The 25,058-nt window shown below is 72.5% G+C and carries 32 protein-coding genes and 1 pseudogene; 20 read left to right on the forward strand and 13 right to left on the reverse strand.

Translation table 11 applies throughout. From position 1 onward, the window contains the following. Positions 1-125 precede the first annotated feature (125 nt). Positions 126-443 carry an ArsR/SmtB family transcription factor gene (locus tag ACFUUZ_RS18070; RefSeq protein WP_378697519.1) on the forward strand — a complete coding sequence of 106 codons (318 nt, stop codon included), beginning with the start codon at positions 126-128 and terminating at the stop codon, positions 441-443. Further along, positions 440-973, forward strand: coding sequence for an SRPBCC family protein (locus ACFUUZ_RS18075; protein WP_378697521.1), 534 nt, complete (start codon positions 440-442; stop codon positions 971-973). Before ACFUUZ_RS18070 ends, ACFUUZ_RS18075 begins: the two co-directional genes overlap by 4 nt. Here the strand turns inward: ACFUUZ_RS18075 and ACFUUZ_RS18080 are convergent. The 3 genes from ACFUUZ_RS18080 to ACFUUZ_RS18090 are packed head-to-tail and all read right to left on the reverse strand — an operon-like array spanning position 967 to position 2,444. Next, entirely contained in the window at positions 967-1,407 is a 441-nt protein-coding gene (locus ACFUUZ_RS18080) for a nuclear transport factor 2 family protein (protein WP_378697523.1), read from the reverse strand. The two genes, ACFUUZ_RS18075 and ACFUUZ_RS18080, sit on opposite strands and share 7 nt — an antisense overlap. A 24-nt stretch (positions 1,408-1,431) precedes the next feature. Continuing rightward, positions 1,432-1,926 carry a nuclear transport factor 2 family protein gene (locus ACFUUZ_RS18085; protein ID WP_378697525.1) on the reverse strand — a complete coding sequence of 165 codons (495 nt, stop codon included), beginning with the start codon at positions 1,924-1,926 and terminating at the stop codon, positions 1,432-1,434. Positions 1,927-1,958: 32 nt separating this feature from the next. Beyond that, positions 1,959-2,444: a nuclear transport factor 2 family protein gene (locus ACFUUZ_RS18090; RefSeq protein ID WP_378697527.1), complete on the reverse strand. Its 486-nt coding sequence runs from the start codon at positions 2,442-2,444 to the stop codon at positions 1,959-1,961. A gap of 151 nt (positions 2,445-2,595) precedes the next feature. Here ACFUUZ_RS18090 and ACFUUZ_RS18095 point away from each other — a divergent pair, with 151 nt between their 5' ends. Then, positions 2,596-4,143, forward strand: coding sequence for an aldehyde dehydrogenase family protein (locus tag ACFUUZ_RS18095; RefSeq protein WP_378697529.1), 1,548 nt, complete (start codon positions 2,596-2,598; stop codon positions 4,141-4,143). A gap of 37 nt (positions 4,144-4,180) precedes the next feature. Here ACFUUZ_RS18095 and ACFUUZ_RS18100 read toward each other — a convergent pair whose 3' ends face one another. Together ACFUUZ_RS18100 and ACFUUZ_RS18105 are read right to left on the reverse strand one after the other, a co-directional pair. Further along, a complete protein-coding gene (locus ACFUUZ_RS18100) occupies positions 4,181-5,113 on the reverse strand; it encodes an SMP-30/gluconolactonase/LRE family protein (protein WP_378697531.1) in 933 nt (310 codons plus the stop codon). A 147-nt stretch (positions 5,114-5,260) separates the two neighbouring features. Then, positions 5,261-6,043 carry an SDR family NAD(P)-dependent oxidoreductase gene (locus ACFUUZ_RS18105; protein WP_378697533.1) on the reverse strand — a complete coding sequence of 261 codons (783 nt, stop codon included), beginning with the start codon at positions 6,041-6,043 and terminating at the stop codon, positions 5,261-5,263. Between the two features lie 186 nt (positions 6,044-6,229). On the opposite strand from ACFUUZ_RS18105, the gene ACFUUZ_RS18110 reads away from it, so the two are divergent. After that, the gene (locus ACFUUZ_RS18110; protein ID WP_378697535.1) at positions 6,230-7,018 is read left to right on the forward strand and encodes an adenylate/guanylate cyclase domain-containing protein; all 789 of its coding nucleotides are present in this window, start codon (positions 6,230-6,232) and stop codon (positions 7,016-7,018) included. Positions 7,019-7,107: 89 nt separating this feature from the next. After that, entirely contained in the window at positions 7,108-7,512 is a 405-nt protein-coding gene (locus tag ACFUUZ_RS18115) for a nuclear transport factor 2 family protein (RefSeq protein WP_378697537.1), read from the forward strand. 128 nt (positions 7,513-7,640) lie between these two features. On the opposite strand, the gene ACFUUZ_RS18120 is transcribed toward ACFUUZ_RS18115, so the two are convergent. The 3 genes from ACFUUZ_RS18120 to ACFUUZ_RS18130 all read right to left on the reverse strand — a co-directional run bounded on the left by ACFUUZ_RS18120 (position 7,641) and on the right by ACFUUZ_RS18130 (position 9,911). Beyond that, complete coding sequence (locus ACFUUZ_RS18120) at positions 7,641-8,213, reverse strand: hypothetical protein (RefSeq protein ID WP_378697669.1); 573 nt, start codon at positions 8,211-8,213, stop codon at positions 7,641-7,643. A gap of 38 nt (positions 8,214-8,251) precedes the next feature. Then, the gene (locus tag ACFUUZ_RS18125; protein ID WP_378697539.1) at positions 8,252-9,400 is read right to left on the reverse strand and encodes a zinc-dependent alcohol dehydrogenase; all 1,149 of its coding nucleotides are present in this window, start codon (positions 9,398-9,400) and stop codon (positions 8,252-8,254) included. 64 nt (positions 9,401-9,464) lie between these two features. Further along, positions 9,465-9,911 carry a general stress protein gene (locus ACFUUZ_RS18130; protein ID WP_378697541.1) on the reverse strand — a complete coding sequence of 149 codons (447 nt, stop codon included), beginning with the start codon at positions 9,909-9,911 and terminating at the stop codon, positions 9,465-9,467. 191 nt (positions 9,912-10,102) lie between these two features. Between ACFUUZ_RS18130 and ACFUUZ_RS18135 the strand changes: the two genes are divergently transcribed. Continuing rightward, positions 10,103-10,648, forward strand: coding sequence for a hypothetical protein (locus tag ACFUUZ_RS18135; RefSeq protein ID WP_378697542.1), 546 nt, complete (start codon positions 10,103-10,105; stop codon positions 10,646-10,648). Between the two features lie 4 nt (positions 10,649-10,652). Here ACFUUZ_RS18135 and ACFUUZ_RS18140 read toward each other — a convergent pair whose 3' ends face one another. Further along, entirely contained in the window at positions 10,653-10,997 is a 345-nt protein-coding gene (locus ACFUUZ_RS18140) for an ArsR/SmtB family transcription factor (RefSeq protein WP_378697544.1), read from the reverse strand. A 110-nt stretch (positions 10,998-11,107) separates the two neighbouring features. Here ACFUUZ_RS18140 and ACFUUZ_RS18145 point away from each other — a divergent pair. The 4 genes and pseudogenes from ACFUUZ_RS18145 to ACFUUZ_RS18160 all read left to right on the forward strand — a co-directional run. Continuing rightward, positions 11,108-11,749: pseudogene (locus ACFUUZ_RS18145) on the forward strand (energy-coupling factor ABC transporter permease); the annotation flags it as partial. A 12-nt stretch (positions 11,750-11,761) separates the two neighbouring features. Beyond that, positions 11,762-12,097, forward strand: coding sequence for a PDGLE domain-containing protein (locus ACFUUZ_RS18150; protein WP_378697671.1), 336 nt, complete (start codon positions 11,762-11,764; stop codon positions 12,095-12,097). After that, positions 12,094-12,849 (forward strand): cobalt ECF transporter T component CbiQ, encoded by a 756-nt coding sequence (gene cbiQ / locus ACFUUZ_RS18155; protein ID WP_378697546.1) that lies wholly within the window; start codon positions 12,094-12,096, stop codon positions 12,847-12,849. Before ACFUUZ_RS18150 ends, cbiQ begins: the two co-directional genes overlap by 4 nt. Then, the gene (locus ACFUUZ_RS18160; RefSeq protein ID WP_378697548.1) at positions 12,846-13,559 is read left to right on the forward strand and encodes an energy-coupling factor ABC transporter ATP-binding protein; all 714 of its coding nucleotides are present in this window, start codon (positions 12,846-12,848) and stop codon (positions 13,557-13,559) included. Before cbiQ ends, ACFUUZ_RS18160 begins: the two co-directional genes overlap by 4 nt. A 66-nt stretch (positions 13,560-13,625) precedes the next feature. Here ACFUUZ_RS18160 and ACFUUZ_RS18165 read toward each other — a convergent pair whose 3' ends face one another. Beyond that, entirely contained in the window at positions 13,626-14,471 is an 846-nt protein-coding gene (locus ACFUUZ_RS18165; protein ID WP_378697550.1) for a DUF3349 domain-containing protein, read from the reverse strand. 146 nt (positions 14,472-14,617) lie between these two features. On the opposite strand from ACFUUZ_RS18165, the gene ACFUUZ_RS18170 reads away from it, so the two are divergent. Both ACFUUZ_RS18170 and ACFUUZ_RS18175 read left to right on the forward strand, forming a co-directional pair. Continuing rightward, positions 14,618-14,938 carry a hypothetical protein gene (locus ACFUUZ_RS18170; RefSeq protein ID WP_378697552.1) on the forward strand — a complete coding sequence of 107 codons (321 nt, stop codon included), beginning with the start codon at positions 14,618-14,620 and terminating at the stop codon, positions 14,936-14,938. A 159-nt stretch (positions 14,939-15,097) separates the two neighbouring features. Further along, on the forward strand, positions 15,098-15,262 hold the full coding sequence (locus tag ACFUUZ_RS18175; protein ID WP_378697554.1) for a hypothetical protein: 165 nt from the start codon (positions 15,098-15,100) through the stop codon (positions 15,260-15,262). On the opposite strand, the gene ACFUUZ_RS18180 is transcribed toward ACFUUZ_RS18175, so the two are convergent. Next, positions 15,263-17,107: an AMP-dependent synthetase/ligase gene (locus ACFUUZ_RS18180; protein WP_378697556.1), complete on the reverse strand. Its 1,845-nt coding sequence runs from the start codon at positions 17,105-17,107 to the stop codon at positions 15,263-15,265. A 143-nt stretch (positions 17,108-17,250) separates the two neighbouring features. On the opposite strand from ACFUUZ_RS18180, the gene ACFUUZ_RS18185 reads away from it, so the two are divergent. Further along, the gene (locus ACFUUZ_RS18185) at positions 17,251-17,640 is read left to right on the forward strand and encodes a group 1 truncated hemoglobin (protein WP_378697558.1); all 390 of its coding nucleotides are present in this window, start codon (positions 17,251-17,253) and stop codon (positions 17,638-17,640) included. A 7-nt stretch (positions 17,641-17,647) separates the two neighbouring features. Here the strand turns inward: ACFUUZ_RS18185 and ACFUUZ_RS18190 are convergent, their stop codons facing one another. Together ACFUUZ_RS18190 and ACFUUZ_RS18195 are read right to left on the reverse strand one after the other, a co-directional pair. Further along, entirely contained in the window at positions 17,648-18,250 is a 603-nt protein-coding gene (locus tag ACFUUZ_RS18190; RefSeq protein WP_378697560.1) for a carboxymuconolactone decarboxylase family protein, read from the reverse strand. 4 nt (positions 18,251-18,254) lie between these two features. Then, the gene (locus ACFUUZ_RS18195; protein WP_378697562.1) at positions 18,255-18,860 is read right to left on the reverse strand and encodes a TetR/AcrR family transcriptional regulator; all 606 of its coding nucleotides are present in this window, start codon (positions 18,858-18,860) and stop codon (positions 18,255-18,257) included. 130 nt (positions 18,861-18,990) lie between these two features. Between ACFUUZ_RS18195 and ACFUUZ_RS18200 the strand changes: the two genes are divergently transcribed. From ACFUUZ_RS18200 to ACFUUZ_RS18230, 7 genes are read left to right on the forward strand one after another with little or no spacing between them, the layout of a single operon-like run. Next, positions 18,991-19,740: an SDR family NAD(P)-dependent oxidoreductase gene (locus ACFUUZ_RS18200; protein ID WP_378697564.1), complete on the forward strand. Its 750-nt coding sequence runs from the start codon at positions 18,991-18,993 to the stop codon at positions 19,738-19,740. A gap of 20 nt (positions 19,741-19,760) precedes the next feature. Beyond that, positions 19,761-21,029, forward strand: coding sequence for an SRPBCC family protein (locus ACFUUZ_RS18205; protein ID WP_378697566.1), 1,269 nt, complete (start codon positions 19,761-19,763; stop codon positions 21,027-21,029). After that, positions 21,026-21,355 carry a hypothetical protein gene (locus ACFUUZ_RS18210; protein WP_378697568.1) on the forward strand — a complete coding sequence of 110 codons (330 nt, stop codon included), beginning with the start codon at positions 21,026-21,028 and terminating at the stop codon, positions 21,353-21,355. Before ACFUUZ_RS18205 ends, ACFUUZ_RS18210 begins: the two co-directional genes overlap by 4 nt. Before the next feature lie 12 nt (positions 21,356-21,367). Next, positions 21,368-22,210 (forward strand): TauD/TfdA dioxygenase family protein, encoded by an 843-nt coding sequence (locus ACFUUZ_RS18215; protein ID WP_378697570.1) that lies wholly within the window; start codon positions 21,368-21,370, stop codon positions 22,208-22,210. A gap of 11 nt (positions 22,211-22,221) precedes the next feature. Continuing rightward, on the forward strand, positions 22,222-23,484 hold the full coding sequence (locus ACFUUZ_RS18220; protein WP_378697572.1) for an SRPBCC family protein: 1,263 nt from the start codon (positions 22,222-22,224) through the stop codon (positions 23,482-23,484). Next, complete coding sequence (locus tag ACFUUZ_RS18225) at positions 23,481-23,813, forward strand: hypothetical protein (protein WP_378697574.1); 333 nt, start codon at positions 23,481-23,483, stop codon at positions 23,811-23,813. Before ACFUUZ_RS18220 ends, ACFUUZ_RS18225 begins: the two co-directional genes overlap by 4 nt. Beyond that, positions 23,810-25,051 carry an amidohydrolase family protein gene (locus ACFUUZ_RS18230; protein ID WP_378697576.1) on the forward strand — a complete coding sequence of 414 codons (1,242 nt, stop codon included), beginning with the start codon at positions 23,810-23,812 and terminating at the stop codon, positions 25,049-25,051. The genes ACFUUZ_RS18225 and ACFUUZ_RS18230 overlap by 4 nt, the downstream gene beginning before the upstream one ends. Positions 25,052-25,058 lie beyond the last annotated feature (7 nt).

A 25,058-nucleotide genomic window follows, 5' to 3' on the forward strand; every position in this document is an offset into this window, starting at 1 on the left:
ACTGACCGTTGCGGGATCGACGCGGCCGCGGCTCGGGTACCCGAGCCGCGGCCACCTTTCTGCCCAGACGACCGAGTGAGACATATGCCTTGCCAGACATATGCCCGAAGAGGTATGTTTTCCCGGTGGCGAGTGATCCGTTCTCGGTGGTGGCCGAACCCCAGCGCCGCCGAATCCTGGAGCGGTTGCGGGCGGGCGAGGCGACCGTCGGCGAGCTCGTCGAACACCTGGAGCTCCCGCAGCCCGCGGTCTCGAAACACCTGCGCGTGCTGCGCGAGGCAGGCTTCGTCACCTGCGAGGTGGCCGGGCAGCAGCGGATCTACCGGCTCGACGCGGCCCCCTTCCGGCAGCTGGAGGGGTGGCTGACGCCGTATCTGCGGCTCTGGGACCACCACCTCGATGCCCTCGCCCGGCACCTCGACCGAAAGGACCCGTCCCCGTGAATGCCTATGAGCCAGGCCCGATCCGGCCCGCCGAGGTCACCCGCAGCGGCGACCGCTGGGCGCTGATCTTCACCCGCGACTTCCCGCAGCCGCCCGCCGCGGTGTGGGCGGCGCTGACCGAGCCGGACGAGCTCAGGCAGTGGGCCCCCTACACCGCCGACCGCCCGCTCACCGCCACCGGCCCGGTCACGCTGATCGCGATCGACGACGCGGAGGAGCGCGAGCTGCCCGGCGAGATCACCGCCGCCGAACCCCCCGTCCTGCTCGAATTCACCTGGGAGACCGACGTCCTGCGCTGGGAGCTCAGCGCCGAGGCCGGCGGTACCAGGCTGCGCCTCACCCACCGGATGGACGACCGCGCGAGCTCGGGAATGGTGGCCGCGGGCTGGCACGTCTGCCTGGATGTGGTCGAGCTGCTGCTCTCCGGCACCCCGGTCGGCCCGATCACCGGGCAGCAGGCGCTCGACCACGGCTGGACCGAGCTGCAGGCGCGCTACGCCGAGCAGCTCGGGCTGGAGCCGCCTCAGTAGGCGTCGAGCTGCGGCGGCATGAGCGGGCTGATCCGGCGGGAGGCGATCCGCCAGCCGTCGGCGGTGCGCCGGTAGGTGTCCTCGTTCATGCAGTAGCAGCGCACGGTCGCGCCGTCGTTGTTGTGCCCGTCCTGCAGCAGGTAGTTGGTGCCGCGGGCCAGGTCGTCGCTGTCGAACTCGACGATGAAGTTGCCGAACAGGTGCATCTGGTCGGCCATGACGTCCTGGTTGTGCTGGAAGAACTCGCGGATCGCCCGCGCGCCCGCGTAGCTCTCCAGCCCCATCGGCCCCGCGTCGAAGACGGCGTCGTCGGCGTAGGGCTCCATCAGGGCGTCCATGTCGAAGCGGTCGAGCCCGCGGGCGTAGCGGGCGGAGAGCATGCGGATCTCCTCGATATCGGCGATCCGGTCGGTGCTCACGGTCGGAATGGTCACGGTCGGCTCCTCGGAGAATCGGTGTCAGTGGTGGGCGGGCGCGGCCTGGCGCTCCAGGAAGCCGTCGCCCAGCATGCGCTGCGGCCAGATGAAGTTGAGGTTCTGGCGCAGGATCTTCCAGCCGGTGGCGTCGCGCCGGTAGGTCTCCTCGTAGACGCCGAGCCAGTACAGCGGGTTGCCGCCCGCGCGGATCTGGTCGCCGGTGACGAAGTCGAGCAGGTAGACCATGCCGGTGGCGTCGCCCGGACCGGTCAGCTCGACGACGTGGTTGGCGACCACGTGCAGGTTGGAGAAGTAGCCGCTGGCATAGAAGGGCTCCTCGGCGGCGGCGAAGTTCGCGGCGAACTCGGCGCGGTCGGTCCAGCTGCCGTACGGGCCGAAGTCGCAGACCGCATCGGGGTGGTACAGCTCGACCAGCTCGTCCAGCCTGCCCGCGTCGAGGTAGAGCGAGCCGAGGGTGCGGATCCGCTTGATGGATTCGATGGCGAGCAGGTCGTCCATGGTCAGATCGGTGCTCATGGGGGTGTCCTCCGTGGTCTCGGGGGCGGGGTTCACGGCCAGCCGGGGACCGCGGGGCCCCGGCCGCCGACCGCCGTCAGGTACTCGGTGTTCGCGGGGCGCTTCTCGCCCCAGACGATCTCGAAGACGAGCCGGGAGATCTTCCACGCGCCCTCGTGCCGCTCGAGTTCGTTGTGGTAGCGCGCCACCAGGAAGCAGACGTCGTCGTCGCCTGCGAACTTCTCGTAGGAGTTGTGGTAGACCAGCGCCGTGGCGCGGTCGCCGTCCACCGTGATGCGGTAGATGTTCAGCAGGTGGTGCTGCCACTCGCAGTTCTTCGTGAAGTCGCTCATCCAGGCGATCACCGTCTCCGCGCCGCGCACCGGCTCGCCGTTGCCGTACTGCGCCCACAGGTCGGGGTGCAGGATGTCGCGCAGCTCGTGCATCTGCGCCGAGTCGACGCTCGAGGCGTACCGGTACAGCACCTCCTCGATCGCGATCCGATCGTCGATGGCGGTGGCCGTCGATTGCTCAGGCATGTGTCCTCGTCTCCGAACCCGTCGAACTAAATTGACTTCAATTTAGGAACCGGGAAACGATGTGTCAACAGTCACACTCGATGCTTGACCACCCCCGGGGTCGGCGCTAGATTCGAACTGACATCAGTTCATGTCTCGTGCAAGGAGCTCCATGTCCTCCCTCGATTACGACGCGTTCTTCATCGGCGGCAAGTGGCGGCCCGCCTCGTCGGCGGACCGGATCGCGGTCGTCTCGCCCAGTACCGAGGAGCAGGTGGGCTCGGTCCCGGCGGCGACCGCGGAGGACGTGGACGCGGCGGTGGCCGCGGCGCGCGCGGCGGCGCCCGGCTGGCGGGCGCTGACCCCGGCCGAGCGGGCGGGCCACATCGAGCGGCTGGCGGCGGCGATGCTGGCCCGCTCGGACGAGCTCGCGCAGCTCATCACCACCGAGCAGGGCGGCACGCACCTGCTCTCGCAGGTGTACCAGTCCATCTCGGGGGCGATGAGCTTCAACTACAACGCCGAGGTGGCGCGGGAGTTCGCGTTCGAGGAAGTCCGGGTCAGCGACCTCTCCCGGTACGCGGGCAGCGACGGCGGCAGCATCATCCCGATGGCGGGCAAGAGCCTGGTGGTGCGGGAGCCGGTCGGCGTGGTCGCGCTGCTGCCCGCCTTCAACTTCGCGGTGCCCGCCATCGGGCAGAAGGCCGGGCCCGCGCTGGCCGCGGGGTGCACCGTCGTGCTCAAGGTGCCCGAGCAGAACCCGCTCGCCTCCTTCGCCGTCGGCCGGATCATGGCGGAGATCGACTTCCCGGCGGGCGTGCTGAACATCATCGCCGCCCGGGCCGACGGGTCGGAGTACCTGGTCACCCACCCGGACGTCGACATGGTCAGCTTCACCGGCTCGACCGCGGTCGGCCGCGCCATCGCCCGCAACTGCGCCGAGCTGGTCCGGCCGGTCGTGCTGGAGCTGGGCGGCAAGTCCGCGGCTATCGTGCTCGACGACGCCGACCCGGCGGTGGTGGTGCCGACGCTCACCGCGGTGAGCGTCGGCACGAACTCCGGGCAGAGCTGCGTGTGCCCCTCCCGCTTCCTGGTTCCCGAGGCCCGCTACGAGGAGTACGCCGAGGCCTTCGCGGCGGCGTTCGCGGCGCTGCCGGTCGGCGATCCGTGGGACGCGAACACCGCGGTCGGGCCGCTGATCACCGAGGCGCACCGCGCCAAGGTCGAGCGCGACATCGCCCGCGCTCGGGAGCAGGGCGCGACGGTCCGCACCGGCGGCGGCAGGCCCGCGGGGCTCGACCGCGGCTGGTACCTGGAGCCGACGCTGCTCACCGGGGTCAGCAATGACATGGAGATCGCACAGGAGGAGGTCTTCGGCCCGGTCGTCGCGCTCATCCCCTACACCGACGAGGACGACGCGGTCGCCATCGCCAACGACAGCAAGTACGGCCTGTCCGGATCGGTGTACACCGGCGACGTGCTCCGCGGCTTCGCGGTCGCGCGGCGGATCGAGACGGGCGCCTTCTCGATCAACACCCTCGCCGCCGACCTCGGCTCCCCCTTCGGCGGCTACAAGCAGTCCGGGATCGGCCGCGAGCACGGCCCCACCGCCATCGAGGAGTTCCTGCGCACCAAGACCATCTCCATCGACCCCACCGGCGAGCTGCCCGAGCAGATCGTCGCGGGCCGGGCGCGCGGCACCGGTCCCGGCACCGCCTGATCCGCGCTGCTCGCCGAGCGGATTCGCTGCGCCCCGGTCAGGGCGTGGCGGCGGCCGGGTCGAAGCCGCCGGGAATCTCGTAGATCGAGCCGGTGAAGGTCGCGGCGAAGAGCCTGCCCGCGGCGAACCCGCTCGGGCCGCGGCCGTAGCTGACCACGCTGGTGAAGGGGTTGCCGCTGCTCAGGACGCAGTACCGCTGGGGTGCGTCGATGCGGACGACCTGGCCCGCGCTGTTGAACGGGACGACCGGGCGCTGCGCGGAGTCGAGGGTCAGGCCGTCCGGTGCGGCGAGCGCGTCGGGGCCGCCGAGGTCGAGCAGGGATTGCGGGGCGCCCGGGTTCGCGATCGGGATGCGGCTCACGCCGGGGTTGCTGAAGGTGCGGCCCACGTAGAGGTACTCGCCCGCGCGGTCGAGCGCGGCGCCGTTGGCGCTGGGGAAGCGGGCCCAGTCCGGCTGCACGGCGCCGCCGGGGGCGATCCGGCCGACGAGGCTGCCGAAATCGTTGGTGGCGTAGATGGTTCCGTCGCCCGCGACCGCCATGCCGTTGGCGGCGCTGAGCCCGGTGGCGACCGGGACGGTGGCGCCGGTGTCGGGGTCCATGCGGACGATGCCCGCGGCGCGCAGGACGTCGCCCGCGAGCACCCTGGCGTCGGCGCCGTAGCCGACGAGCAGGCCGCCGTCCGGGGTCCAGGCCAGTGCGCCGCCGCCCCCGCTCGGCACGGTGCCGATCGGGATCGGGGTTGCGCCGGGCGCGTCGATCCGGAAGACCCGGCCGGTCGCGATATCGGTGGTGAAGGCGCGGCCGCCGGCGTCGACGGTGAGCCCCTCGAGCGCGCCCGCGATCGTGGCGGCGGGCAGCGTCGGCTGCCCCGCGCCCGCGCAGACCGGGGCGGCCTGCGCGGTGGGCGCGGCCACCGCCGATACCGCCGCGAGTACGCACGCCCCGAGGACAACCGCCGCTCTGCTCATATCCCCATTGCACACCCTCACCGCCCGCTCCGGGCGCGGAACCGCCATCGACATCACGTGCTTCCCAGGAGTCGGCTGATTCGGTGCAGCGGCCGGGAAGCGCTGCCGGGATTCCGGTGCTGCCGGGGCGGTAGCGCGCAGGCGGGGTCAGGTGCGCAGGTGGGAGGCGCCGTTGAGGTCGAGGATGGCGCCGGATGCCCACTGCGCCTCCGGTGAGGTCAGGTAGACGACGGCGGCGGCGACCTCCTCGGCGGTGCCGACCCGGCCGAACGGGCTCTGCGCGCGCAGTTCGTCGCCGGTGTCGCCTGCCAGCTTCGGCTGCTGCCGCTCGGTGCCGACGAAACCCGGCGCCACGGTGGCGACCGCGATGCCGTGCGGGGCGAGCGCGACCGCCATGGACTGGCCGAAGGCGTGCAGCCCCGCCTTGGCGGCGCCGTACGCCGGGTGGTCGGGCTCGCCGCGGAAGGCGCCGCGGGAGCCGATATTGACGATCACGCCGGGCGCGTTCGCGGCGATCAGGGCGCGGGCGACGAGGTAGGTCATGGTGGCGGGGGCGGTCAGGTCGACGTCGACCATGCGGTTCCACACCCGCTGCCAGGTCTCGAAGTCGGTGTTTTCCACCCGGTGGTAGGTCTCGGGACTCGGTGCTACGGCGGCGTTGTTGACGAGGATGTCGATCCGACCGAGTTCCCGCTGGACCTCGGCGACCACGCGCTGGGCGGTCACGGGGTCGGCGAGGTCGCCGCCGACCACCAGGTGGCCGGCGCCGGACAGTAGTGCGCGGGTCTGCTCCGCGGCTGCGCGATCGCTGCCGTAGTGCACGGCGACCCGGTCGCCGCGGCGGCTCAGCGCGAGCGCGGTGGCGCGGCCGATGCCGCGGGACGCCCCGGTCACCAGCGCGGTGCGCGCCGGCGGTGCACCGGTCGTCACGGGAGTCCGGCGGGTCCGGGGCGACGGGTGCCGTCGCTGGGCCGCGCCTCGGCCCGGCCGTGTTTCCGCATGCCCGAAGCCTAACGCCCGGTCCGGCGGAAGCGGTGTCGCGCGGCGCCCGTGGCCTGGGCCCGCTCCGCTAGGGTCGACCCCGACCCTGCCGACCTCGACCCCTGGGCGGTGCCCGTGTCGCTCGAACCCGTGCTCGCGCTGATCGCCGTCCTCGAGGCGGCCTGCCTCGTCGTACTCGGCGTCGCGCTGGCCCGCACCCGCCGGGAGCTCGCGGCGGCGCGGCGGCGGGCCGACGCCAGGCAGGCGTGGGTGAGCGGCGGGCGCGAGGCCGTGAAGACGGTCTGGGGCGCGGCGAGCCTGCTGCGTCGCAAGGGTTTCCGCGGCGCGCTGCTCACCTCGATCGAGGACCTGGCGGGCTGGGCCCAGGTCGAGCGGCCGGACCTGGCCACGCTCGCCCCCGACGGCCACGTCGCCATCGCCTTCTCCGACATCGAGGGCTCCACCGCGCTCAACGAACGGCTCGGCGACCGCGCCTGGGTGCGGCTGCTCGCCCGGCACGAGCGGCTCGTCGGCAAGCAGGTCGCCGCGCACGGCGGGCACGTGATCAAGAGCCAGGGCGACGGGTTCATGATCGCCTTCGCCGAGGCCGCGCAGGCGGTGCGCTGCGGGCTCGACATCCAGGCCGCGCTCGCCCGCGGCGCCGAATCCGAGGAGCGGGTCCGGGTGCGGATCGGCATCCACGTCGGCCCCTCGGTGCGCCGCGGGGACGACCTCTTCGGCCGGAACGTGGCCATGGCGGCGCGGGTCGCCGGGGCGGCGCGCGGGGCGGAGGTACTGGTCAGTGCGGAGGTGCGGGGCGCGGTGGAGGCGTTGCCCGGGATCGCGGTGACCGGGACGCGGGAGGTCGAGCTGAAGGGGTTCGACGGGGTCCACCCGCTGTCGACGGTGGATCGGGCGTCCTGATTCGGAGCCCGCGCGCCTGGGCAACCGCGGAACGGCCTCCGCGGCGGAGCACCTGCACTACCCTCGACCGACCCGATCGAGGAGGTCCGATGCACCCATTCCGCGCGGCGGTCGAAGCCCGCGACTCCGCCGCCATCGAGGAGCTGCTCGCCGACGACGTGGTGTTCACCAGTCCGGTGGCGTTCGCCCCGTACCGGGGCAGGCCGGTGACCGCGGCGATCCTGCGCGCGGCGATGCGGGTGTTCGAGAACTTCCGCTACGTGCGCGAGATCGCCGACGGGAACGGGCGTGACCACGCGCTCGTGTTCGAGGCGACCGTGGACGGCAAGCAGGTCACCGGCTGTGACTTCGTGCGCACGAACGCGGCGGGGAAGATCGACGACTTCATGGTGATGGTCCGCCCGCTCTCGGCGGCGCAGGCGCTGTCGGTGCGGATGGGCGCGGAGTTCCCGCGGATCGCCGCGGAGGCCGCGGGCGGGCCGTCCGCCACCTGACGCACGTCGCGCGCGAGCGCCGCCCGAGACAAGCCGCGCTGCTGGACCCGCCCACGGGCGACGCACCACGTCCGGACAGCCGTACGAACTTCATCGCGGCCCGGGCGCGTTCGTGCAGTACCCCCGGATCAGTGTCTCAACCGGACCCGCCGCCCGACGGCGCGGGCGGTGCGCGCGGCGAGCACCCCGCCCGCGATCCACGGCCCGGCGACCAGGATCGGATCCAGCCACTGGTGGTTGCGGTAGATGCGGGCGGTGCCGGTGCGCGAGCGCACGCCGCCGTGCGTGAACTCGGCGCGGATGCCGGTCTCGGTGATCGGGTTGTCCGGCCGCGCGGTGGCGAACGAGCGCAAGTGGTTCTCCCAGGCGTCCACTCGGTCGCCGAGGACGAGCAGTAGCCAGTGCGCGGTCCTGCCCTCGCTGTAGCGCCGGTAGGCGTGCCACCGGATCCTCCCGGAGAGGCCGCGCAGCGGTGCCGAGGTGCCGAAGACCGGGGTGAGTATGGCGTGTTCGATGGAGCGTTCGCGGGGGGCGGTCTCGGGCTGACGCTCCGGGAAGTCCCAGTGCGCGCCGGTCTCCTCGCGGCGCAGCTTGGGAACCGAGGGGCGGTCCTTCGGATCGAGGTCGGCGCCCCAGCCGGGGATGCGGGCGCGCAGTTCGTCGGCGCTCGGTACGGGCGGGTGCTCGCTGGTGTAGGTCACGAGCGGTTGCTCGCTGGTGTGGGTCACGGAAGGCTCCTTCAGGCGGCGTCGGGCACGATGACCGGCTTGAGGCAGTTGTCGAGTTTGGCGGAGAAGATGTGGTACCCCTCCGCGATGTGCTCCAGCGGAATGCGGTGCGTGATGATCTCGCTCGGCTTCAGGTAGCCGTCCCTGATGTGCGAGAACAACCGCGGCCACTGTCGCTTGACCGGGCACTGGTTGGTGTTGATGGTGAGCCCCTTGTTCATGGCGTCACCGAACTTGACCGCGCTCTGGATCGGGCCGTAGGCGCCGACCACCGAGATCGTGCCGCCCTTCCGCACCGAGTCGATGGCCCAGTTCAGGGCTACCGGGGAGCCGCCCTGCAGCTTCAGCTTGGCGGCGGTGACGTGCATGAGCAGGTTGCCGTCGGCCTCGGCGCCGACCGCGTCGATGGCGACATCGGCGCCGAGATGGCCGGTGGTGCGCTTCATCTCGACCACCACGTCCGCGCAATCGGCGATATTGATCGTCTCCGCGTGCGCCATCTGCGCCGCCTTCTCCAGCCGGTACTCGAGGTGGTCGATGACGATCACCCGGCCCGCGCCCATCAGCCAGGCCGACTGCGCCGCGAACAGTCCGACCGGGCCCGCGCCGAAGACCGCGACCACGTCGCCCTCGCGGATATCGCCGAGCTGGGCGCCGAAGTAGCCGGTGGCGAGGGCGTCGGTGCAGAGCAGCGCGTCCTCGTCGTCGAGCCAGTCCGGGATCTTGGCCGGGCCGACGTCCGCGAACGGCACCCGCACGAACTCGGCCTGCCCGCCGTCGTAGCCGCCGCAGGTGTGCGAGTAGCCGTAGATGCCGCCGACCGCGGTGGCATTGGGGTTGACGTTGTGACAGTTGGAGTACAGCCCGTTGGCGCAGAACCAGCACGAGCCGCAGTAGATGTTGAACGGCACCATCACCCGGTCGCCCGGCGCCAGCGAGCGCACCGAGCCGCCGACCTGCTCGACCACGCCGATGAACTCGTGGCCGAAGGTCATGCCGACCCGGGTGTCGGGCATCATGCCGTGATACAGATGCAGGTCAGAGCCGCAGATGGCGGCGCGCTGCACCCGGACGATCGCATCGTTGGGGTGTTCGATCGCCGGAATGTCCTTGTCTTCCACGCGGATCTTGTACGGACCGCGGTACACCATTGCTCGCACGATTTCTCCTCCTCTGGCTCGGGTCGGGCCCGCGCTACCCGTGCCAGGTTGGGCGAAACACCCCTCACTCGGCCGGTCGCAGGCAGCGGGTGACCTCGTCGGCGCGGTCCGCGGGGACGCGGACGTCGTAGCTGTGCGCGACCAGGGTGTGCACGCCGGTGAGGTCGCGCCGGTTCCTGGTGACGCGGTGCCCGACGGCGCCCGCGACCGCGCCCCACAGCGCGCCCGCCGGGATCGCGACGACCACCGACGACCACGCCGCGTCGGCGAGGACGACCGCCAGCAGCGCGAGCAGCGACCCGAACCAGGCGCCCGCGGCGGCCCCGGCGGCGGTAGCGCGCCCCGCGGTCGTCCGGCCGGTGACCTGTTCGACGGTGCGCAGCCCCTTCCCGACGATCTGCGCCTCCTCGGCCGGGAAGCCGCTCTCGGCGAGCCGCTCCACCAGCTCCTGCGCCGGTGGGTAGTCGTTGAAGGAGGCGATGACCTGCTGCGGTGCGGTGGTACCCATCATGTGCTCGACCTCGTTTGCCTGCTGTTCGCTCCGGTGACGCTCCGCGCACTACCCCCGACCCGCCCCACCATGTCGTGACGGGAATCGAGGTTTGAGCCCGCGGCCGCTGGGCAAGGTCCGGGCATCACCGCGAAGGAGCACCGGTCCTGGATTCCTCCCGCTGCGCCCGGATCGCGTACGACGCCGACCACGTGCTCGGCACCGCGATCCGCTGGCTCGCCGAAGCGCCGTGCGGGCGTCGGCACATCCTGCTGACGCCGGTGCGGCCGTGGGGCGACCCGCTGCTGCGGCGCTACGCCGCCGACGGCAGCGTCGGCATCGGCAGCGGCCTCGGGATCGCCCCGGGGCCGGTGCTCTGCGTCGGCCCGTCGCTCGGGCTGCTCGCCGAGGCGCGGCGGCTCGCGGACGGCACCCGCCTCGCCGTCGTCGACTGGACGGTGCCGCCGGTGCACGGCTGGGCCGCCGCCACCGGCGCGCTCGACCTGGCCACCGGCATCGCCGCCCCGCCGCCGCCCGCGGCCGCCTACGCCGCGCTGGAGGAGCTGCTGCTGATCGGCTTCACCGGCGCCGAGCCCGCGCTCCGGCGCCGCCGGACCCGTGCCACCGACCTGCTCGCCCGCGCCGGGTTCGACCTGCACTACGTGCAGACGTACCTGGTCGCGCGCGGCCTGGACGCCACCGCGACCTACGGCGCCGCCCGCTTCTTCCGGCCGCCGGTGTGGAGCCCGCGCTGGTGACGGCTCAGACCGGGCGCGGGGCGGGGGCGTGCGGGGCGCCGATCCAGTGCAGCAGCCGGTGGATGGTCTCGTCGGTGAGCCGATAGCGCATGACCCGCCCGGCCCTGGTGGCGGTGACCCAGCCCTGGTGGCGCAGGATGCGCAGCGCGTGCGAGGCGGCGGTGGCGCTCATCCCGACGGCCGCGGCGAGCTCGGTGACGTTCTGCTCGGGGGTGTGGTGCAGGCACACCAGCAGCCGCAGCCGGTTGGCGTCGGCGAGCAGTTCGAAGCGCTGCGCCCAGCCTGCGATCCCGGTGCCGTCGAGGCCGGGGCCCGCGGGCTCGGAGCCGAGCGAGGTGGGGGTGGGCACGGCTCCACTCTGCCGGTCCGCGCGCCGGGAAGCCAGCCGCCGCCGATATCGGTCTGCATGTTCAGATATTCCGAGTATCGTTCCGGCGGGTGACCGTCTCCACCTCCGCGATGCACATGAGCGACGGCATCGTCGACGCCCCCACCTCGCTGCTCTTCGCCGTGCTTGCCGCGGCCGGGCTGGGTTTCGCCGCCTGGCGGGCCAGGGCCGAGCTGGACGAGCGCGCCGCGCCGATGGCGGGGCTGGTGGCCGCGTTCATCTTCGCGGTGCAGATGGTGAACTTCCCGATCCTGCCCGGGGTGAGCGGGCACCTGCTCGGCGGCGCGCTGGCCGCGATCCTGGTCGGCCCGTACGTGGGCGCGCTGTGCGTGGCGATCGTGCTGGTGGTGCAGGCGCTGCTCTTCGCCGACGGCGGGCTCAGCGCGCTGGGTACGAACATCACCAATATGGCGCTGATCGGGGTGGCGGCCGGGTACCTGGTCGCGCGCGGGCTGCTGCCGGTGTTCGCGAGGCGCGGCGGCATCGGGGCGGTCGCGTTCGTCGCCGCGCTGGTCGGGACGATCTGCGCCGCGCTGGGATTCGTGCTGGAGTACGCGATCGGCGGGGCCGCCGGGTCGACGCTCGGCGCGGTCACCGGGTACATGCTGGTCACGCACGCGCTGATCGGGATCGGGGAGGGGCTGATCACCGCGGTCACCGTGGTCGCGGTGGCCAAGGCCCGCCCGGACCTGGTGTACGTGCTGCGCGACGCGGGCGCCCCGAAGGTGTCGCTCACCGCCTTCCTGTTCGGCTTCGCCGGGGCGGCGGTGCTGGTGGCCGGGGTGCTGTCGTACCTGGCCAGTGCGCAGCCGGACGGGCTGGACGCCACCACCCAGCGTGGCTGCACGGTGGTCGCCGACGAACTCGAGGGCGAGTGCATCGCGCAGAGCGCCGAGGAGCACGAACTCGCGGACTCCCCGCTGGCGGACTACACGGTCGACGGGAACGACACCATGACCGGCATCGCGGGGGTCCTCGGGGTGGCGGCCACCTTCGCGGTGCTGTTCGCCCTGGTCCGGCTGCTGCTCGCGGCGCGGCCGAGCCGGAGCCGCGCGGGGTGAGGACCGACCGGCTGCACCTGCCCGGCGAGTCCGCGCTGCACCGGGCGCCCGCCGAGGTGAAGATCGCGGGCGCGGTGCTGCTCGTCCTCGCCGTGGTGGCAACCCCGCGTGACACGCTCTGGCCGTACGGCGTGTTCGCGGTGGGGTTGCTGGGGCTGTGGGCGGTGGCCCGCATCCCCCCGCGCTGGATCGGGCCGCGGCTGCTCATCGAGCTGCCGTTCCTGGTGTTGGCGCTGCTGCTGCCCTTCGCGGCCGGGGAGCCGCGCACGGCGCTGCTCGGGCTCTCGCTCTCCACGGCCGGGCTCTGGGCGGCCTGGGGCATCGTGGCGAAGGGGACGCTCGGCGTCGGCATCTCGCTGACGCTGGCGGCCACGACCGCGGTGCGCGAGCTGCCCGGCGGGCTGACCAGGCTGCGGGCGCCGGGGCTGGTCGTCACCATCGTGGTGCTCATGCTGCGCTACGTCGACGTGATCGCCGACGAGGCCGCCCGCATGCGGCTGGCCCGGCTCGCGCGCGGCGACGACCCGCGCTCGCTCGCCCAGGTCGCGGCGACCGCGCGCGGGGTCGGGGCGCTGTTCCTGCGCTCCTACGAGCGCGGGGAGCGGGTGCACCTGGCCATGCTGTCCCGCGGGTTCACCGGCGCCGTCCCGGATTTCGGCACCGCGCCCGCCGCGACCCGCGACTGGCTGGTCATGGGCGCCGCGGTGCTGGCCGCCGCCGGGGTCTGCGCCTGCGCCTGGATCGCGCGGTGAACGCCGAGCCCGCGGTGCGGCTGACCGACCTGACCTTCGCCTACCCGGACGGCACCCGGGCGCTGGACGGGCTCTCGCTCACCGTGGCGCCGGGTGAGCGGGTCGCGGTGCTCGGCCCGAACGGCGCGGGCAAGTCGACGCTGATGCTGCACCTCAACGGGGTGCTGACGGCGAGTTCCGGCGCGGTCGTGATCGGCGGAACGCGGGTGGAGCGCGGGACCCTGCGGGAGATCCGCAGCCGGGTCGGGGTGGTGTTCCAGGACCCGGACGACCAGCTCTTCATGCCCACCGTCGCCCAGGACGTCGCCTTCGGGCCGCACAATTTCGGTGTCCGCGGGGCCGAACTGGACGCGGCCGTCGACTTCGCGCTGGCCGCCGTCGGCATGGGCGACCGCGCGGACCGCTCCCCCACCCGGCTCTCGCTGGGTGAGCGCCGCCGCGCCGCGCTGGCCACCGTGCTCGCCTGCCGCCCCGAGCTGCTGGTCCTCGACGAGCCCGCCGCCAACCTCGACCCGGTGGCGCGCCGCGAGCTCGCCGAGATCCTGGCGACGCTCTCCGCCACGCTGCTGCTGGTCACCCACGACCTGCCCTACGCCGAACGGGTCTGCTCGCGGGCGGTGATCCTGGACGGCGGGCGGATCGTCGCCGACGGGCCGATCGGCGACATCCTCGGCGACCACGGACTGCTGGCCAGGCACCGGTTGCGCTGAAACCCGAACCGGCGCTGCGGCACGCCGACCGCGTCCGCCGCGAAGGACGCGGGCTCGAGGCCCGCGTCAGCCCGCGGCCGGGCCGTTCACCGCGAGCACCGCCGGGCGCACGAGCGCGGCGGCGTGCTCGGCGAACTGCTCGTAGCAGCGGACGACCACGGTCAGCTCGGGCGGAGCCGCCGCGCTCGACAGCTCGAGGGCGAGTGTGCGGACCGCTTCGTACCCGCCGGGCAGCGCGGCGCCCGCGCCGGGATCGCCGGTGGCGAGCACGTCGGCGTCGGCGCCCGCCATCGCGACCCCGAGCTCGCCGAGCCGGACGAGCGTGGGCCGCGCCCCGTCCGGCGCCAGGTGGGCCGGGGCGTGGCGCCGCGCCGCGTCGGCGATCTCGGCGGCCAGCGCGGCCATCCGCCACAGGTGGATACCGGCGCGCAGCGCGGCGACGGCCGCGCGGAGTTCGCCGGGGTGCCTGCCGACCAGCGCACGCACCGCCTCCCGCTCGGCGCCCGCGCGCAGCACGGCCACCTCGCCGAAGAGGTCGATGGCGAGCTCGGCCTGCCGCCGGTCCGCGGTCACCAGGGCGATGGTGGCGGTGGCCAGGACCGAGCGGGTGCGCAGGCACATGGTGTGCAGCAGCGCGGGCGGCTCCGCGTGCGATCGCCGCACCACCGCGGCGATATCGGTCTCGCTGGGCAGCTGCCCGGTCAGCCGGGTGATGGCGACCGCGGCCTCGGCCCGGTCCACCGGCCCGCCGCGGGCGGCGAGCTCGGCGGCCACCCGCGCGACCTCGTCCGCGCCGAGCCGGGGGCCGAGCAGGGCCAGGAGCGGAACCCGATGCGACGGCGGGTCGTTCGGAGCCTCGGCGCGGAGCCAGGCGACGACCTGCGCCGGGATCCGCGGCCATTCGACGTACACGCCCCCACCGTGCCCAGCGTCGCCGGCTTCAAACCTCACGGGGCCGTTTCCGCCGCGACCGGGGTCACCGCTTACCGCGCCCGCTCGCGGGGTACTCGGCAACGACGAGTGGCGGGCGGGTGTTCCCGTCCGGGAAGGTGGTGGCGATGTCGTGGCGCGATCGGGCGGCTGCGTTGGTGTTCGGGGTCGCGGTGGGTGGCGGGCTGGTGATCGCGCCGGGCGCGGCGGCCGACCCGCTGGTCCTGCCGACCTACAGCTGCAGGCTGCTCGACCAGAACATCACCGGGGTCACCACCGGCCGGGAGAACTGCACCGCCTCCGAGGGCGCGCCGTCGGGTTCGGTGCGGCAGCCGCTGCGGCTCGAGTTCCCGGCGGCGCGCACGGTGTTCACCTGCAAGGAGGGGGTGGTGCGGCTCCCCGACGACGTGCAGGGGCTGCGCTGCGTGCAGACCGAGGGGCCGTGGTGAGGCCGCCCCGGGCTCGACCCGACGCCGGATAGTTGCCAGCATCTCGGATGCAAGTGCATTTGCACAGTTCAGACCGACCAGTCGGCGCGAGAAAAGGATTTGCTGCGAAGCCTGCGAAGCGCGTCCCGACGCGCCGCGAAATGTGTTGTGCTGAACCCGATGAGCACAGCACTGGAGATTCCGATGATTCTGGTGGGCCGCGTCGACCCCTGCGGTGAGTACGCCGCGGGCGACCCCGAACCCACTGCCGCGCAGCCGGATCCGGAGCCCGCGGCGGGCCACCGGCTGCGCTGGGCGCGGGCCCGTACCGCCGCGGCGCCGTAGTCAGGCCGAGCGCGGCAGCCGCCGGATGCCGGGGCGTCGCCTGCGCGGCTCCTCCGGGGCGGGGACGTCGGCGACCAGGCTCCGGTCCGGGGCCTCGGCGTAGAGCGATTCCAGCAACTCGGCGTAGCGCTTGGCCACCACGTCGCGGCGGACGGTGAGCTTCGGGGTCAGCTCGGGGCTGCCCGGCTCCCAGACGTGGTCGAGCAGCACGAAGCGCTTGATCTGCTCCGGCCGCGACACCCTGGCATTGCCCTCGCGCACCGCCTCGACGATCCGGTTCCGGATGGCGGGGCGCCCGGCCAGGATAGCGATGTCGGCGGCCACCACCCCGTTGCTCGCGGCGTCCGCGGCGATGGCGGTGGCGTCCAGGGTGATCAGCGCCGTCAGGTAGGGGTGCTGCTCGCCGAAGACCACCACGTTGCCCACCAGGAACGAGGCCGCGCGCACCGCGTTCTCGATCCGGGACGGCGCGATGTTCTTGCCCGAGTCGTTGATGATCATGTCGCTGCGCCTGCCGATGATCCGGTAGTTCCCCGCCTCGTCGCGCTCGCCGAGGTCGCCGGTGCGCAGCCAGTCGCCGCGGTAGAAGGCGCGGCGGGTGCGCTCCGGGTCGCGGTAGTAGCCGCGCATAACCATGGGGCCGCGCACCAGCAGCTCGCCGTCGGCGGCGAGCCGCACCTCGGCCCCGCGCAGCGGCTCGCCGACGGTGCCGAGCCCGGGGTTGTCGACGGTGGTCGTGGTGGTGACCCCGGCGGCCTCGGAGAGCCCCCACACCTCGGTGAGCCGGATGCCGAGGCCGTGGAAGTACTCCAGCACCTCCGCCGGGATGGGGGCCGCGCCGGAGGCGGCGAAGCGGATGTGGTCCAGCCCGATTCCGGCGCGGATCTTCGACAGCACCAGCCGGTCCGCGACCCGGTGCCGCAGCCGCAGCACCGGGCCGGTCCGCCTGCCTGCGAGCTCGGCCCTGGCCCGCGCGCTGCCGGTGCGCACCGCCCACGCGGCCACCGCGCGCTTCGCCCGGCGCGGCTCGGCCTCGATGGCGGACTCGATCCCGGCCCGCGCCTTCTGCCACACCCGCGGCACGCCGAAGAGCACGGTCGGCCTGACCTCGGTCAGCACCTCGCCCATCCGGGCGGGGTCGGCCAGTGAGGTCACCTGGATGCCGCGGGCCATGGCGGCGTAGTGCGCGGTGATCCGGTCCGCGATGTGCGCCGCGGGCAGGTAGGAGACGATGCGGTCGTCGAAGTCGGCGGGCAGGTGCTCGCCGAGCGCCACCAGCTGGGCCAGGATGTTGGAGTGCGTCAGCTCGACGCCCTTGGGCGCGCCGGTGGTGCCCGCGGTGTAGGTGAGGGTGGCCAGGTCGTCCGGGCGGACCTGCTGCCAGCGGCCGTCGAAGTCGAAGTCCGGGTCGGCGTTCTCGATCAGCTGCGCCAGTGACACGGCGCCGGGCCCCGGCTCGTCGACGCAGACCACGGCGTCGAAGTGCAGCCCGGTGCGAACCAGCCGGGGCAGCAGCGCGCGCTCGGTGATCACGACGCGGTTGCCCGCATTGCCGCAGACCTCGGCGATCTGCTCCGGCGCCGCGGTGTTGTAGAGCGAGAACGGCACCGCGCCCAGGTGCAGCACCGCGGTGTCGACCAGGTGGAACTCGGGGCGGTTCGCGAGCAGCAGCGCGATCGTCTCGCCGCGCGCCACCCGCAGCGCGGCCAACCCGGCCGCGATGTCGCGCACCGCGGCGCGGTACTGCGCCCAGGTGTAGCTGCGGGCGGGGTCGAGCCCGCGCAGCGCCACCGCGTCCGGACGGACCGCGGCGGTGGCCTGGAAGGCCTGCGGCAGCGTCGACACCTGCCTCCCAGAGCAGTGCGGAAAGCTGACGAACGGGAAGCGGCTCGGGTACATCAGTTCTCCACTCTCGACGTCGAGGCAGAATCAACGGTAACTTATTACCCCTGGTTTCGACCTGTTCTTCGTGATCGGAGCATGTTCCCATGTCAGTCTCCCCCGAATCTCCCAGCAACATCACCGTGCCGATCTTCGACCGGATCGGCGGTTACGAGGCCCTGGAGGCGGTCGTCGCCGACTTCTACACCCGGGTGCTCGCCGACGAACGGCTGGCAGGCTTCTTCACCGGCGTGAACCTGAATCGGTTGCGCGGCAGGCAGGTCGAGTTCTTCGCCGCCGCGCTCGGCGGGCCCGATCCGTACACCGGCGCGCCGATGAAGCAGGTGCACCAGGGGCGCGGCATCACCCTGGCGCACTTCGGGTTGGTCGCCGGCTACCTCGCCGATTCGCTCACCGACGCGGGGGTGCCGCGCGAACTGACCGAGGAGATCATCGCGGCGGTCGCGCCGCTGGCCGGCGACATCACCTCGGGGTGAGCGCGGCTCAGCCGTCGAACTCCAGCCCCGGGGGGAGCGGCGCGGCGGCCGGGTCGGGGCGCAGGTCGGCGCTGTTGGCCACCAGCGCAAGGCACAGGTAGGAGCCCGCCACGAAGAGCAGCTCCAGCAACTCGGCGGCGTCGTGCTGCGCGGCGAGCTCGCGCCAGGTGTCGTCGCCGACCCGGTGCCCGGCCAGCAGCTCGTCGGCGGCGCGCAGCAGCAGGGCGTCCGGCCGCGGCCAGATCGCCGCGTCCGGGCCGTGCCTGATCGCGGCGATCTCCGCCGGGGAGAGGCCGTGCCGCAGCGCTATCCGCACGTGCTGCTCCCACTCGTAGCGACAGCCGGTGCGCCAGGCCACGCGCAGGATCAGCAGCTCGCGGGCGCGCGGGTCGAGGGTGCCGCGCTCGAGCAGCAACCCGTTGTAGCCGAGCCAGGCGGCGGCGAGCTCGGGGTGGTGGCCGAGCACGCCGAGGATGTTCGGCAACGGCGGGGCATCCGGGGCGCCGGAGAGGTAGCGGTCGGCCATGCCGACGCGGCCGCGCAGCAGTTCACGGGCAGTGTCGTCCCACTGCTCGGGGGGCAGTAGAGGTAGCCGTGGCTCGCTGTGCACCCGCTCAGCGTAGCGGAGCGGGCGGCATCCGCTCCCCCTCCACGGTGCGCAGGAAATCCTCGATCACCGCAACGGTCTCGGCGTGCCCGGTGTGGATGTCGAAGAACTCCTCCATCCGCAGCAGCCGGGAGACGCTGGACATGAGCATGACCACGGTGGTCGCGGTCCACGGCGGCGGCACGTCGCGATACCCGGCCAGGATCCGCCCGACCTCCTCGAGCTGCAGTTCGCGGAACCGCCGCGACGAGTCGGCGATCTCCGCGCGGATCGTCTTGCGATGCCCGGCCATGGAGATGAACTCCATGGTGAGCGCGGTCCGCGACTGCTCGTGGATGGCCTCCCACAGCCCCCACAGCGGCTGCGGGTCCGCGAAGACCTCGCGCTGCCGCTGGAAACTGTGCTCGGCCCCGCGCCGGAAGAGCTCAACGAACAGGTTGTCCATGGTGTCGTAGTAGTAGTACACCAGCCCCGGATTCACCCCGGCCCGCGCGGCCAGCCGCCGCGAGCTCACCGCCGCGTACCCCTCGTCCAGCATGATCTGCTCGGCCGCGTCCAGCAGCGCCACCCGGGTGGCCGCACCATCGGCCCTGCTCGCCCGCTCGGTCTTCACCGCAACCTCCGTCGGCCCTTGACATCCCGCTCCGGCCAACCCTATAACTTTAACCACCCGATCAAATTAACCGGGTGCTCAAACTTCCGCAGGGGCGCTCGCTCCCGGACCGGCGATCAGGAGCCTGCCGATGCCTCTCCCGCACACCGCCGTGGTCACCGGCGGCGCCTCCGGCATGGGGCTGGCCATCGCCCGGCGGCTCGCCGCCCGCGGCGACCGGGTGGCCATCCTCGACCTGGACGGCGCGGGCGCCGAGCGCGCCGCCGCCGAGATCCGCGACAAGGGCGACACCGCAACGGGTTTCGCCGCCGACGTCACCGACCGGGGCGCCGTCGACGCCGCGCTGGCCGCGACCCGCGACGCCTACGGCCCGGTGGACATCCTGGTCACCAGCGCCGGGCTCGTCGCCTTCCAGCCCTTCACCGAGATCTCGCTCGATTCCTGGAACCGGGTGCTCGCGGTGAACCTGACCGGGACGTTCCACTGCGTGCAGGCGGTGCTGCCGGACATGCTGGCCCGTAGCTGGGGCCGGATCGTCACCATCTCCTCCTCCAGCGCGCAGCGCGGCTCGCCCGGCATGGTGCACTACACCGCCTCCAAGGGCGCGGTGATCGCCATGACCAAGGGGCTCGCCCGCGAGTACGCCGCGCGCGGCATCACGGTGAACACCATTCCGCCGTCCGGCATCGACACCCCGATGTCGCGCTCGTCGCAGGCCGCGGGGCATCTGCCGGACAGCGCCACCATGGCGAACGCCATCCCGGTCGGCTTCCTCGGCACCGGCGACGACATCGCCGCGGCCTGCGCATTCCTCTGCTCCGACGACGCCCGCTACATCACCGGCCAGGTGGTCGGCGTCAACGGCGGCACCGTCATCTGACCCGACCAAGGAGTACCGCGATGACCGACTGGCCCAAGCCCGCGGCGGGCAGCTGGACCGAGCACTATCCGGACCTCGGCACCGGCCCGATGTCCTTCGAGGACTCGGTCTCCCCCGAGTTCTACGAGCTGGAGCGCACCGCGATCTTCGAACGCGCCTGGCTGAATATCGGCCGGGTGGAGCAGCTGCCGCGCGTGGGCAGCTACTTCACCAAGGAGATCGCCGTCGCGCGCACCTCGATCCTGGTGGTGCGCGGGCGCGACCAGGGGGTCAGGGCGTTCCACAATGTCTGCCGCCACCGCGGGAACAAGCTGGTGTGGACCGAGTTCCCGCGCGCGGAGGTCAAGGGCACCTGCCGCCAGTTCACCTGCAAGTACCACGGCTGGCGCTACGGCCTGGACGGCGGATTGAACTTCGTCCAGCAGGAGGGCGAGTTCTTCGGCCTGGACCGGGGCGAGTTCGGGCTGGTGCCGGTGCACTGCGAGATCTGGGCCGGGTTCGTCTTCGTGAACCTGGCGCCGGAACCGCCGCAGACCCTGACCGAGTTCCTCGGCCCCATGGTCGGCGCGCTGGCGGACTACCCCTTCGACCGGATGACCGAGCGGTACGACTTCACGGCCGAGAACGCGAGCAACTGGAAGCTCTTCGCCGACGCCTTCCAGGAGTACTACCACGTGCCGGGGCTGCACTCGCAGCAGGTGCCGGGCGCGGTGCGCAAGCCGGACACCGGGTTCACCTGCGCGCACTACCAACTCGACGGCCCGCACCGCATGGTGAGCACCGGCGGCGCCCGGCGCTGGACGCTGCCGCCGGAGTTCATGTACCCGATCGAGCGGGTCACCCGCAGCGGCCTGGTCGGCCCGTGGGAGTCGCCGGACATCGGCGAGCTGCCGCCGGGCATCAACCCGGGCCGGGTGCAGCCGTGGGGCATCGACAACTTCCAGATCTTCCCGAATGTCGAGATCCTCTTCTACCGCGGCTGGTACCTGATCTACCGCTACTGGCCGACGTCGTACAACACGCACACCTTCGAGGCCACGCTCTGCTACCAGCCCGCCGACTCGGTGCGCAAGCGGATCGAGCACGAGGTCTCCTCGGTGGTCTTCAAGGAGTTCGCGCTGCAGGACGCGGGGATGCTCACCGGCACCCAGACCGCGCTCGAGCAGGCGTACCGCACCGCGGGGATCACCGACTACCCGGTCAACGACCAGGAGATCCTGGTGCGGCACTTCCACCGGGCGGTCGCGGACTGGGTCGGCGCGTTCCACGGCGCGGGGGCCGCGCGATGACCATGCTGCCGCCTGCCTTCGCCGAGTTCGAGCGCTTCGCGCCGATCTGGTGCCTGCCCACCGAGTCGGAGCGCTGGCACAAGCGCCTGGCGAGCTCGATGGCCGAGCTGACCGACTTCCACGACGCCTTCTTCCCGCGGCTGGACGACGCCATCGTCTACTGCGACAAGTTCCCGCTCGACGACCTGCCCGAGGACGCGCTGAACCTGCTGCACCTGATCTATTCGCTGGTCCAGGCCGCGATGGCGGTGGAGATCTTCGCCCAGCCCGCCCCGGTGGACAGCGCCGACGCCTATCTGGACCGGGTCGGCGAGCCGACCCCGTGAACGGAGACCACGATGACGACATTGACCGTCGAGAAGCTGGGCCGCGAGGTCGGCGCCGAGATCACCGGGATCACCCCGGAGCGGCTGCTCGGTGACCCCGGCGTGCCCGCCGCGATCCGGCAGGCGCTGGAGGACAACGGGGTGCTGGTCTTCCGCGGCCTGCACCTGGACCCGGAGACCCAGGTGGCGTTCTGCCGCACGCTCGGCGAGATCGACACCTCCCCCGGCCACCACCCGGTCGCGGGGATCTACCGGGTCAGCCTGGACACCGCCAAGAACTCCTCGGCGAGCTACCTGCGGGCCACCTTCGACTGGCACATCGACGGCTGCACCCCCGAGGACGACGCCTACCCGCAGATGGCGACCATGCTCTCGGCGAAGGCGGTGGCCGAGTCCGGCGGCGAGACCGAGTTCGCCAGCACCTACTCGGCCTACGACGACCTCGACCCCGCCGAGCGGGAGCACCTGGCCGGGCTGCGGGTGGTGCACTCGCTGGAGGCATCGCAGCGCCGCATCACCCCCGACCCCACCCCGGAGCAGCTCGCGGCCTGGCGCCGCCGCCCGGTGCGCGAGCACCCGATCGTCTGGACGCACCGCTCCGGGCGCCGCTCGCTGGTGCTCGGCGCCTCGGCGGGCGCGGTGGTCGGGCTGGACGCCGAGCGGAGCCGGAGCCTGCTCGACGGGCTGCTGGCCCGCAGCACCGCGCCGGAGCGGGTGTACCGGCACGAGTGGACCGTCGGCGACACGGTCATCTGGGACAACCGCGGCGTCATCCACCGGGCCGCCCCCTACGACGCCGGGTCGCCGCGCGAGATGTTGCGCACCACCGTGCTCGGCGACGAACCCATCCAGTGAGGAGTACGACCATGCCGCGTTGGCCCAAGCCCCCCGAGGGCAGCTGGACCGAGCACTACCCCGACCTCGGCACCGACCCCATGTCCTACGAGGACTCCATCTCCCCGGAGTTCTACGAGCTCGAGCGCAAGGCCATCTTCGAGCGGGCCTGGCTCAATGTCGGCCGGGTGGAGCAGCTGCCGAAGGTGGGCAGCTACTACACCAGGGAGATCGACGCCGCCCGCTCCTCGGTGATCATCGTGCGCGACCGGGACAGGCAGGTCCGCGCCTTCCACAATGTGTGCCGCCACCGCGGGAACAAGCTGGTGTGGAACGAGTTCCCGCGCGAAGAGACCAAGGGCACCTGCCGCCAGTTCACCTGCAAGTACCACGGCTGGCGCTACGGCCTGGACGGCGCGCTGAACTTCGTCCAGCAGGAGGGCGAGTTCTTCGACCTGGACAAGAGCGCCTACGGATTGGCCCCGGTGCACTGCGAGGTCTGGGCCGGTTTCATCTTCGTCAACCTGGCCCCCGAACCGGCGCAGACGCTGCGCGAGTTCCTCGGCCCGATGGTCACCGACCTGGAGGGCTACCCCTTCGACCGGATGACCGACCGCTTCACCTACCGGGCCGAGGTGGGCGCCAACTGGAAGCTCTACATGGACGCGTTCCAGGAGTTCTACCACGCCCCCGTCCTGCACGCGACGCAGTCGCCGGACAACTACGCCACCGCCGCCCAGCAGGCCGGTTTCGAGGCGCCGCACTACCAGCTGGACGGCCCGCACCGGCTGGTCAGCACCTCCGGCGTGGTGACCTGGGAACTCGACCCGAGCATGCGCAAGCCGATGGAGGACATCACCCGCAGCGGGCTCTTCGGCCCGTGGGACCAGCCGGAGCTCGGCGAGATGCCGAGCGGGCTGAACCCGGCGAAGTGCGATCCGTGGGGGTTGGACTCGTTCCAGCTCTTCCCGAACTTCACCATCCTGATCTGGTCGGCCGGCTGGTACCTGACCTACCACTACTGGCCGACCGCCTACAACCGGCACATCTTCGAGGGCAACCTGTACTTCGTCCCGGCGAAGACCCCGCGCGAGCGGGTCGCGCTGGAGATGGCCGCGGTGACCTTCAAGGAGTACGCGCTGCAGGACTCCAACACCCTGGAGGCCACCCAGATCTCGCTGGAATCCCGGGCCGTGCGGCGCTTCCCGCTGAACGACCAGGAGATCCTGCTGCGGCACCTGCACAAGGTCGCGGGCGAGTGGGTCGGCGAGTACCGGAGCGAGGCGGTCCGATGAGCGCGCTGCTGCCCGCCGAGTTCGCCGACCTGGAGCCGTTCGCCGAAACCTGGTCCCTGGCCACCGAACCCGAGCGCTACGACCGCCGGATGGCCAGTTCGATGGCCGAGATGCAGGCCTTCTACGACGCCATCACCCCGCGCGCCGAGGCGGCCCTGACCCACCTCGACCGGTACACCCTGGACGACCTGCCCGAGGACGGCCGCAGGCTGATGTGGCTGCTGCACTCGATGATCATGGTCTCCTTCCCGGTGGAGGTGTGGAGCCAACCCCGGGTGCCGGACTCCGGTTCGGCCGCGCTGCACTGCGTGCTGGAGCCGCGGCCGTGACCGTCGTCCTGCGCGCCGCCCGCTGGGTGGACGTCGAGTCCGGGGAGGTGCACTCCCCTGCCGTCATCACGGTGGACGGCGAGCACATCGCGGCGGTGGACCCCGAGGTGGTCCCGGACGGGGCGGTGGTGCACGACCTCGGCGACGTCACGCTGCTGCCGGGGCTGATGGACATGGAGATCAACCTGCTCATCGGCGGCCCGGAGACCCCGACCGGGCTGCCGCTGCCCATGCACGGCGTGCAGGACGACCCGGTCTACCGGACGCTGCGCGCGACCGTGAACGCCCGCGTCACCCTCGAAGCCGGGTTCACCACGGTCCGCAACCTGGGGTTGATGGTGAAGACCGGTGGCTACCTGCTCGATGTCGACCTGCACCGGGCCATCGAACAGGGCTGGTTCCCCGGCCCGCGCATCCACTCCGCGGGCCACGCCATCACCCCGACCGGCGGGCACCTCGACCCCACCATGTTCCAGCGGCTGGCCCCGCACATCATGCCGCTCGCGGTCGAGGAGGGGATCGCCAACGGCGTCGACCAGGTGCGGCACGCGGTGCGCTACCAGATCAAGTACGGGGCGCAGCTCATCAAGGTGTCGGCCTCCGGCGGGGTGATGTCGCACAGCACCGCGCCCGGCATCCAGCAGTACTCCGACGAGGAGCTGGCCGCCATCGTCGACGAGGCGCACCGGGCCGGGCTGCACGTGGCCGCGCACGCGCACGGCGACGCCGGGATCCGGGCCTGCATCCGCGCGGGCGTGGACTGCATCGAGCACGGCTCGCTGGCCGGTGACGACACCATCGCCATGATGGTCGAGCACGGCACGTTCCTGGTGCCGACCAGTTACCTCTCCGAGGGGCTGGACGTGTCGAAGGCGCCGCCCGCGTTGCAGGAGAAGGCCGCCGTGGTCTTCCCGCAGGCCAGGCGGATGCTCGGGAAGGCGATCGCGGCCGGGGTGAAGATCGCCTGCGGCACCGACGCGCCCGCCGTCCCGCACGGCTCGAACGCCAAGGAGCTGTGGGCGCTGGTCGACCGCGGCATGACCCCGGCGCAGGCGCTGCGCGCGGCGACCGTGGTGAGCGCCGAGCTGCTCGGCGTCACCGACCGCGGGCGGCTGGAACCCGGGCTGCTCGCCGACATCATCGCCGTGCCCGGCGACCCGACCGTGGACATCACCCGCACCGAACACGTCGCCTTCGTCATGAAGGGCGGCGTGGTGCACAAGAACACCACCGCCTGACAGGAGT

Source organism: Nocardia sp. NPDC057353 (assembly GCF_042667085.1).
Taxonomy (GTDB): domain Bacteria; phylum Actinomycetota; class Actinomycetes; order Mycobacteriales; family Mycobacteriaceae; genus Nocardia.

Bases quoted from the DNA above. Each gene is read 5' to 3' on its own strand.
- ACFUUZ_RS18085 (WP_378697525.1), bottom strand. From the start codon at position 1,926: ATGAGCACCGATCTGACCATGGACGACCTGCTCGCCATCGAATCCATC.
- ACFUUZ_RS18090 (WP_378697527.1), bottom strand. From the start codon at position 2,444: ATGCCTGAGCAATCGACGGCCACCGCCATCGACGATCGGATCGCGATC.
- ACFUUZ_RS18095 (WP_378697529.1), top strand. From the start codon at position 2,596: ATGTCCTCCCTCGATTACGACGCGTTCTTCATCGGCGGCAAGTGGCGG.
- ACFUUZ_RS18100 (WP_378697531.1), bottom strand. From the start codon at position 5,113: ATGAGCAGAGCGGCGGTTGTCCTCGGGGCGTGCGTACTCGCGGCGGTA.
- ACFUUZ_RS18115 (WP_378697537.1), top strand. From the start codon at position 7,108: ATGCACCCATTCCGCGCGGCGGTCGAAGCCCGCGACTCCGCCGCCATC.
- ACFUUZ_RS18130 (WP_378697541.1), bottom strand. From the start codon at position 9,911: ATGATGGGTACCACCGCACCGCAGCAGGTCATCGCCTCCTTCAACGAC.
- ACFUUZ_RS18170 (WP_378697552.1), top strand. From the start codon at position 14,618: ATGTCGTGGCGCGATCGGGCGGCTGCGTTGGTGTTCGGGGTCGCGGTG.
- ACFUUZ_RS18175 (WP_378697554.1), top strand. From the start codon at position 15,098: ATGAGCACAGCACTGGAGATTCCGATGATTCTGGTGGGCCGCGTCGAC.
- ACFUUZ_RS18185 (WP_378697558.1), top strand. From the start codon at position 17,251: ATGTCAGTCTCCCCCGAATCTCCCAGCAACATCACCGTGCCGATCTTC.
- ACFUUZ_RS18200 (WP_378697564.1), top strand. From the start codon at position 18,991: ATGCCTCTCCCGCACACCGCCGTGGTCACCGGCGGCGCCTCCGGCATG.
- ACFUUZ_RS18205 (WP_378697566.1), top strand. From the start codon at position 19,761: ATGACCGACTGGCCCAAGCCCGCGGCGGGCAGCTGGACCGAGCACTAT.
- ACFUUZ_RS18210 (WP_378697568.1), top strand. From the start codon at position 21,026: ATGACCATGCTGCCGCCTGCCTTCGCCGAGTTCGAGCGCTTCGCGCCG.
- ACFUUZ_RS18215 (WP_378697570.1), top strand. From the start codon at position 21,368: ATGACGACATTGACCGTCGAGAAGCTGGGCCGCGAGGTCGGCGCCGAG.
- ACFUUZ_RS18220 (WP_378697572.1), top strand. From the start codon at position 22,222: ATGCCGCGTTGGCCCAAGCCCCCCGAGGGCAGCTGGACCGAGCACTAC.
- ACFUUZ_RS18225 (WP_378697574.1), top strand. From the start codon at position 23,481: ATGAGCGCGCTGCTGCCCGCCGAGTTCGCCGACCTGGAGCCGTTCGCC.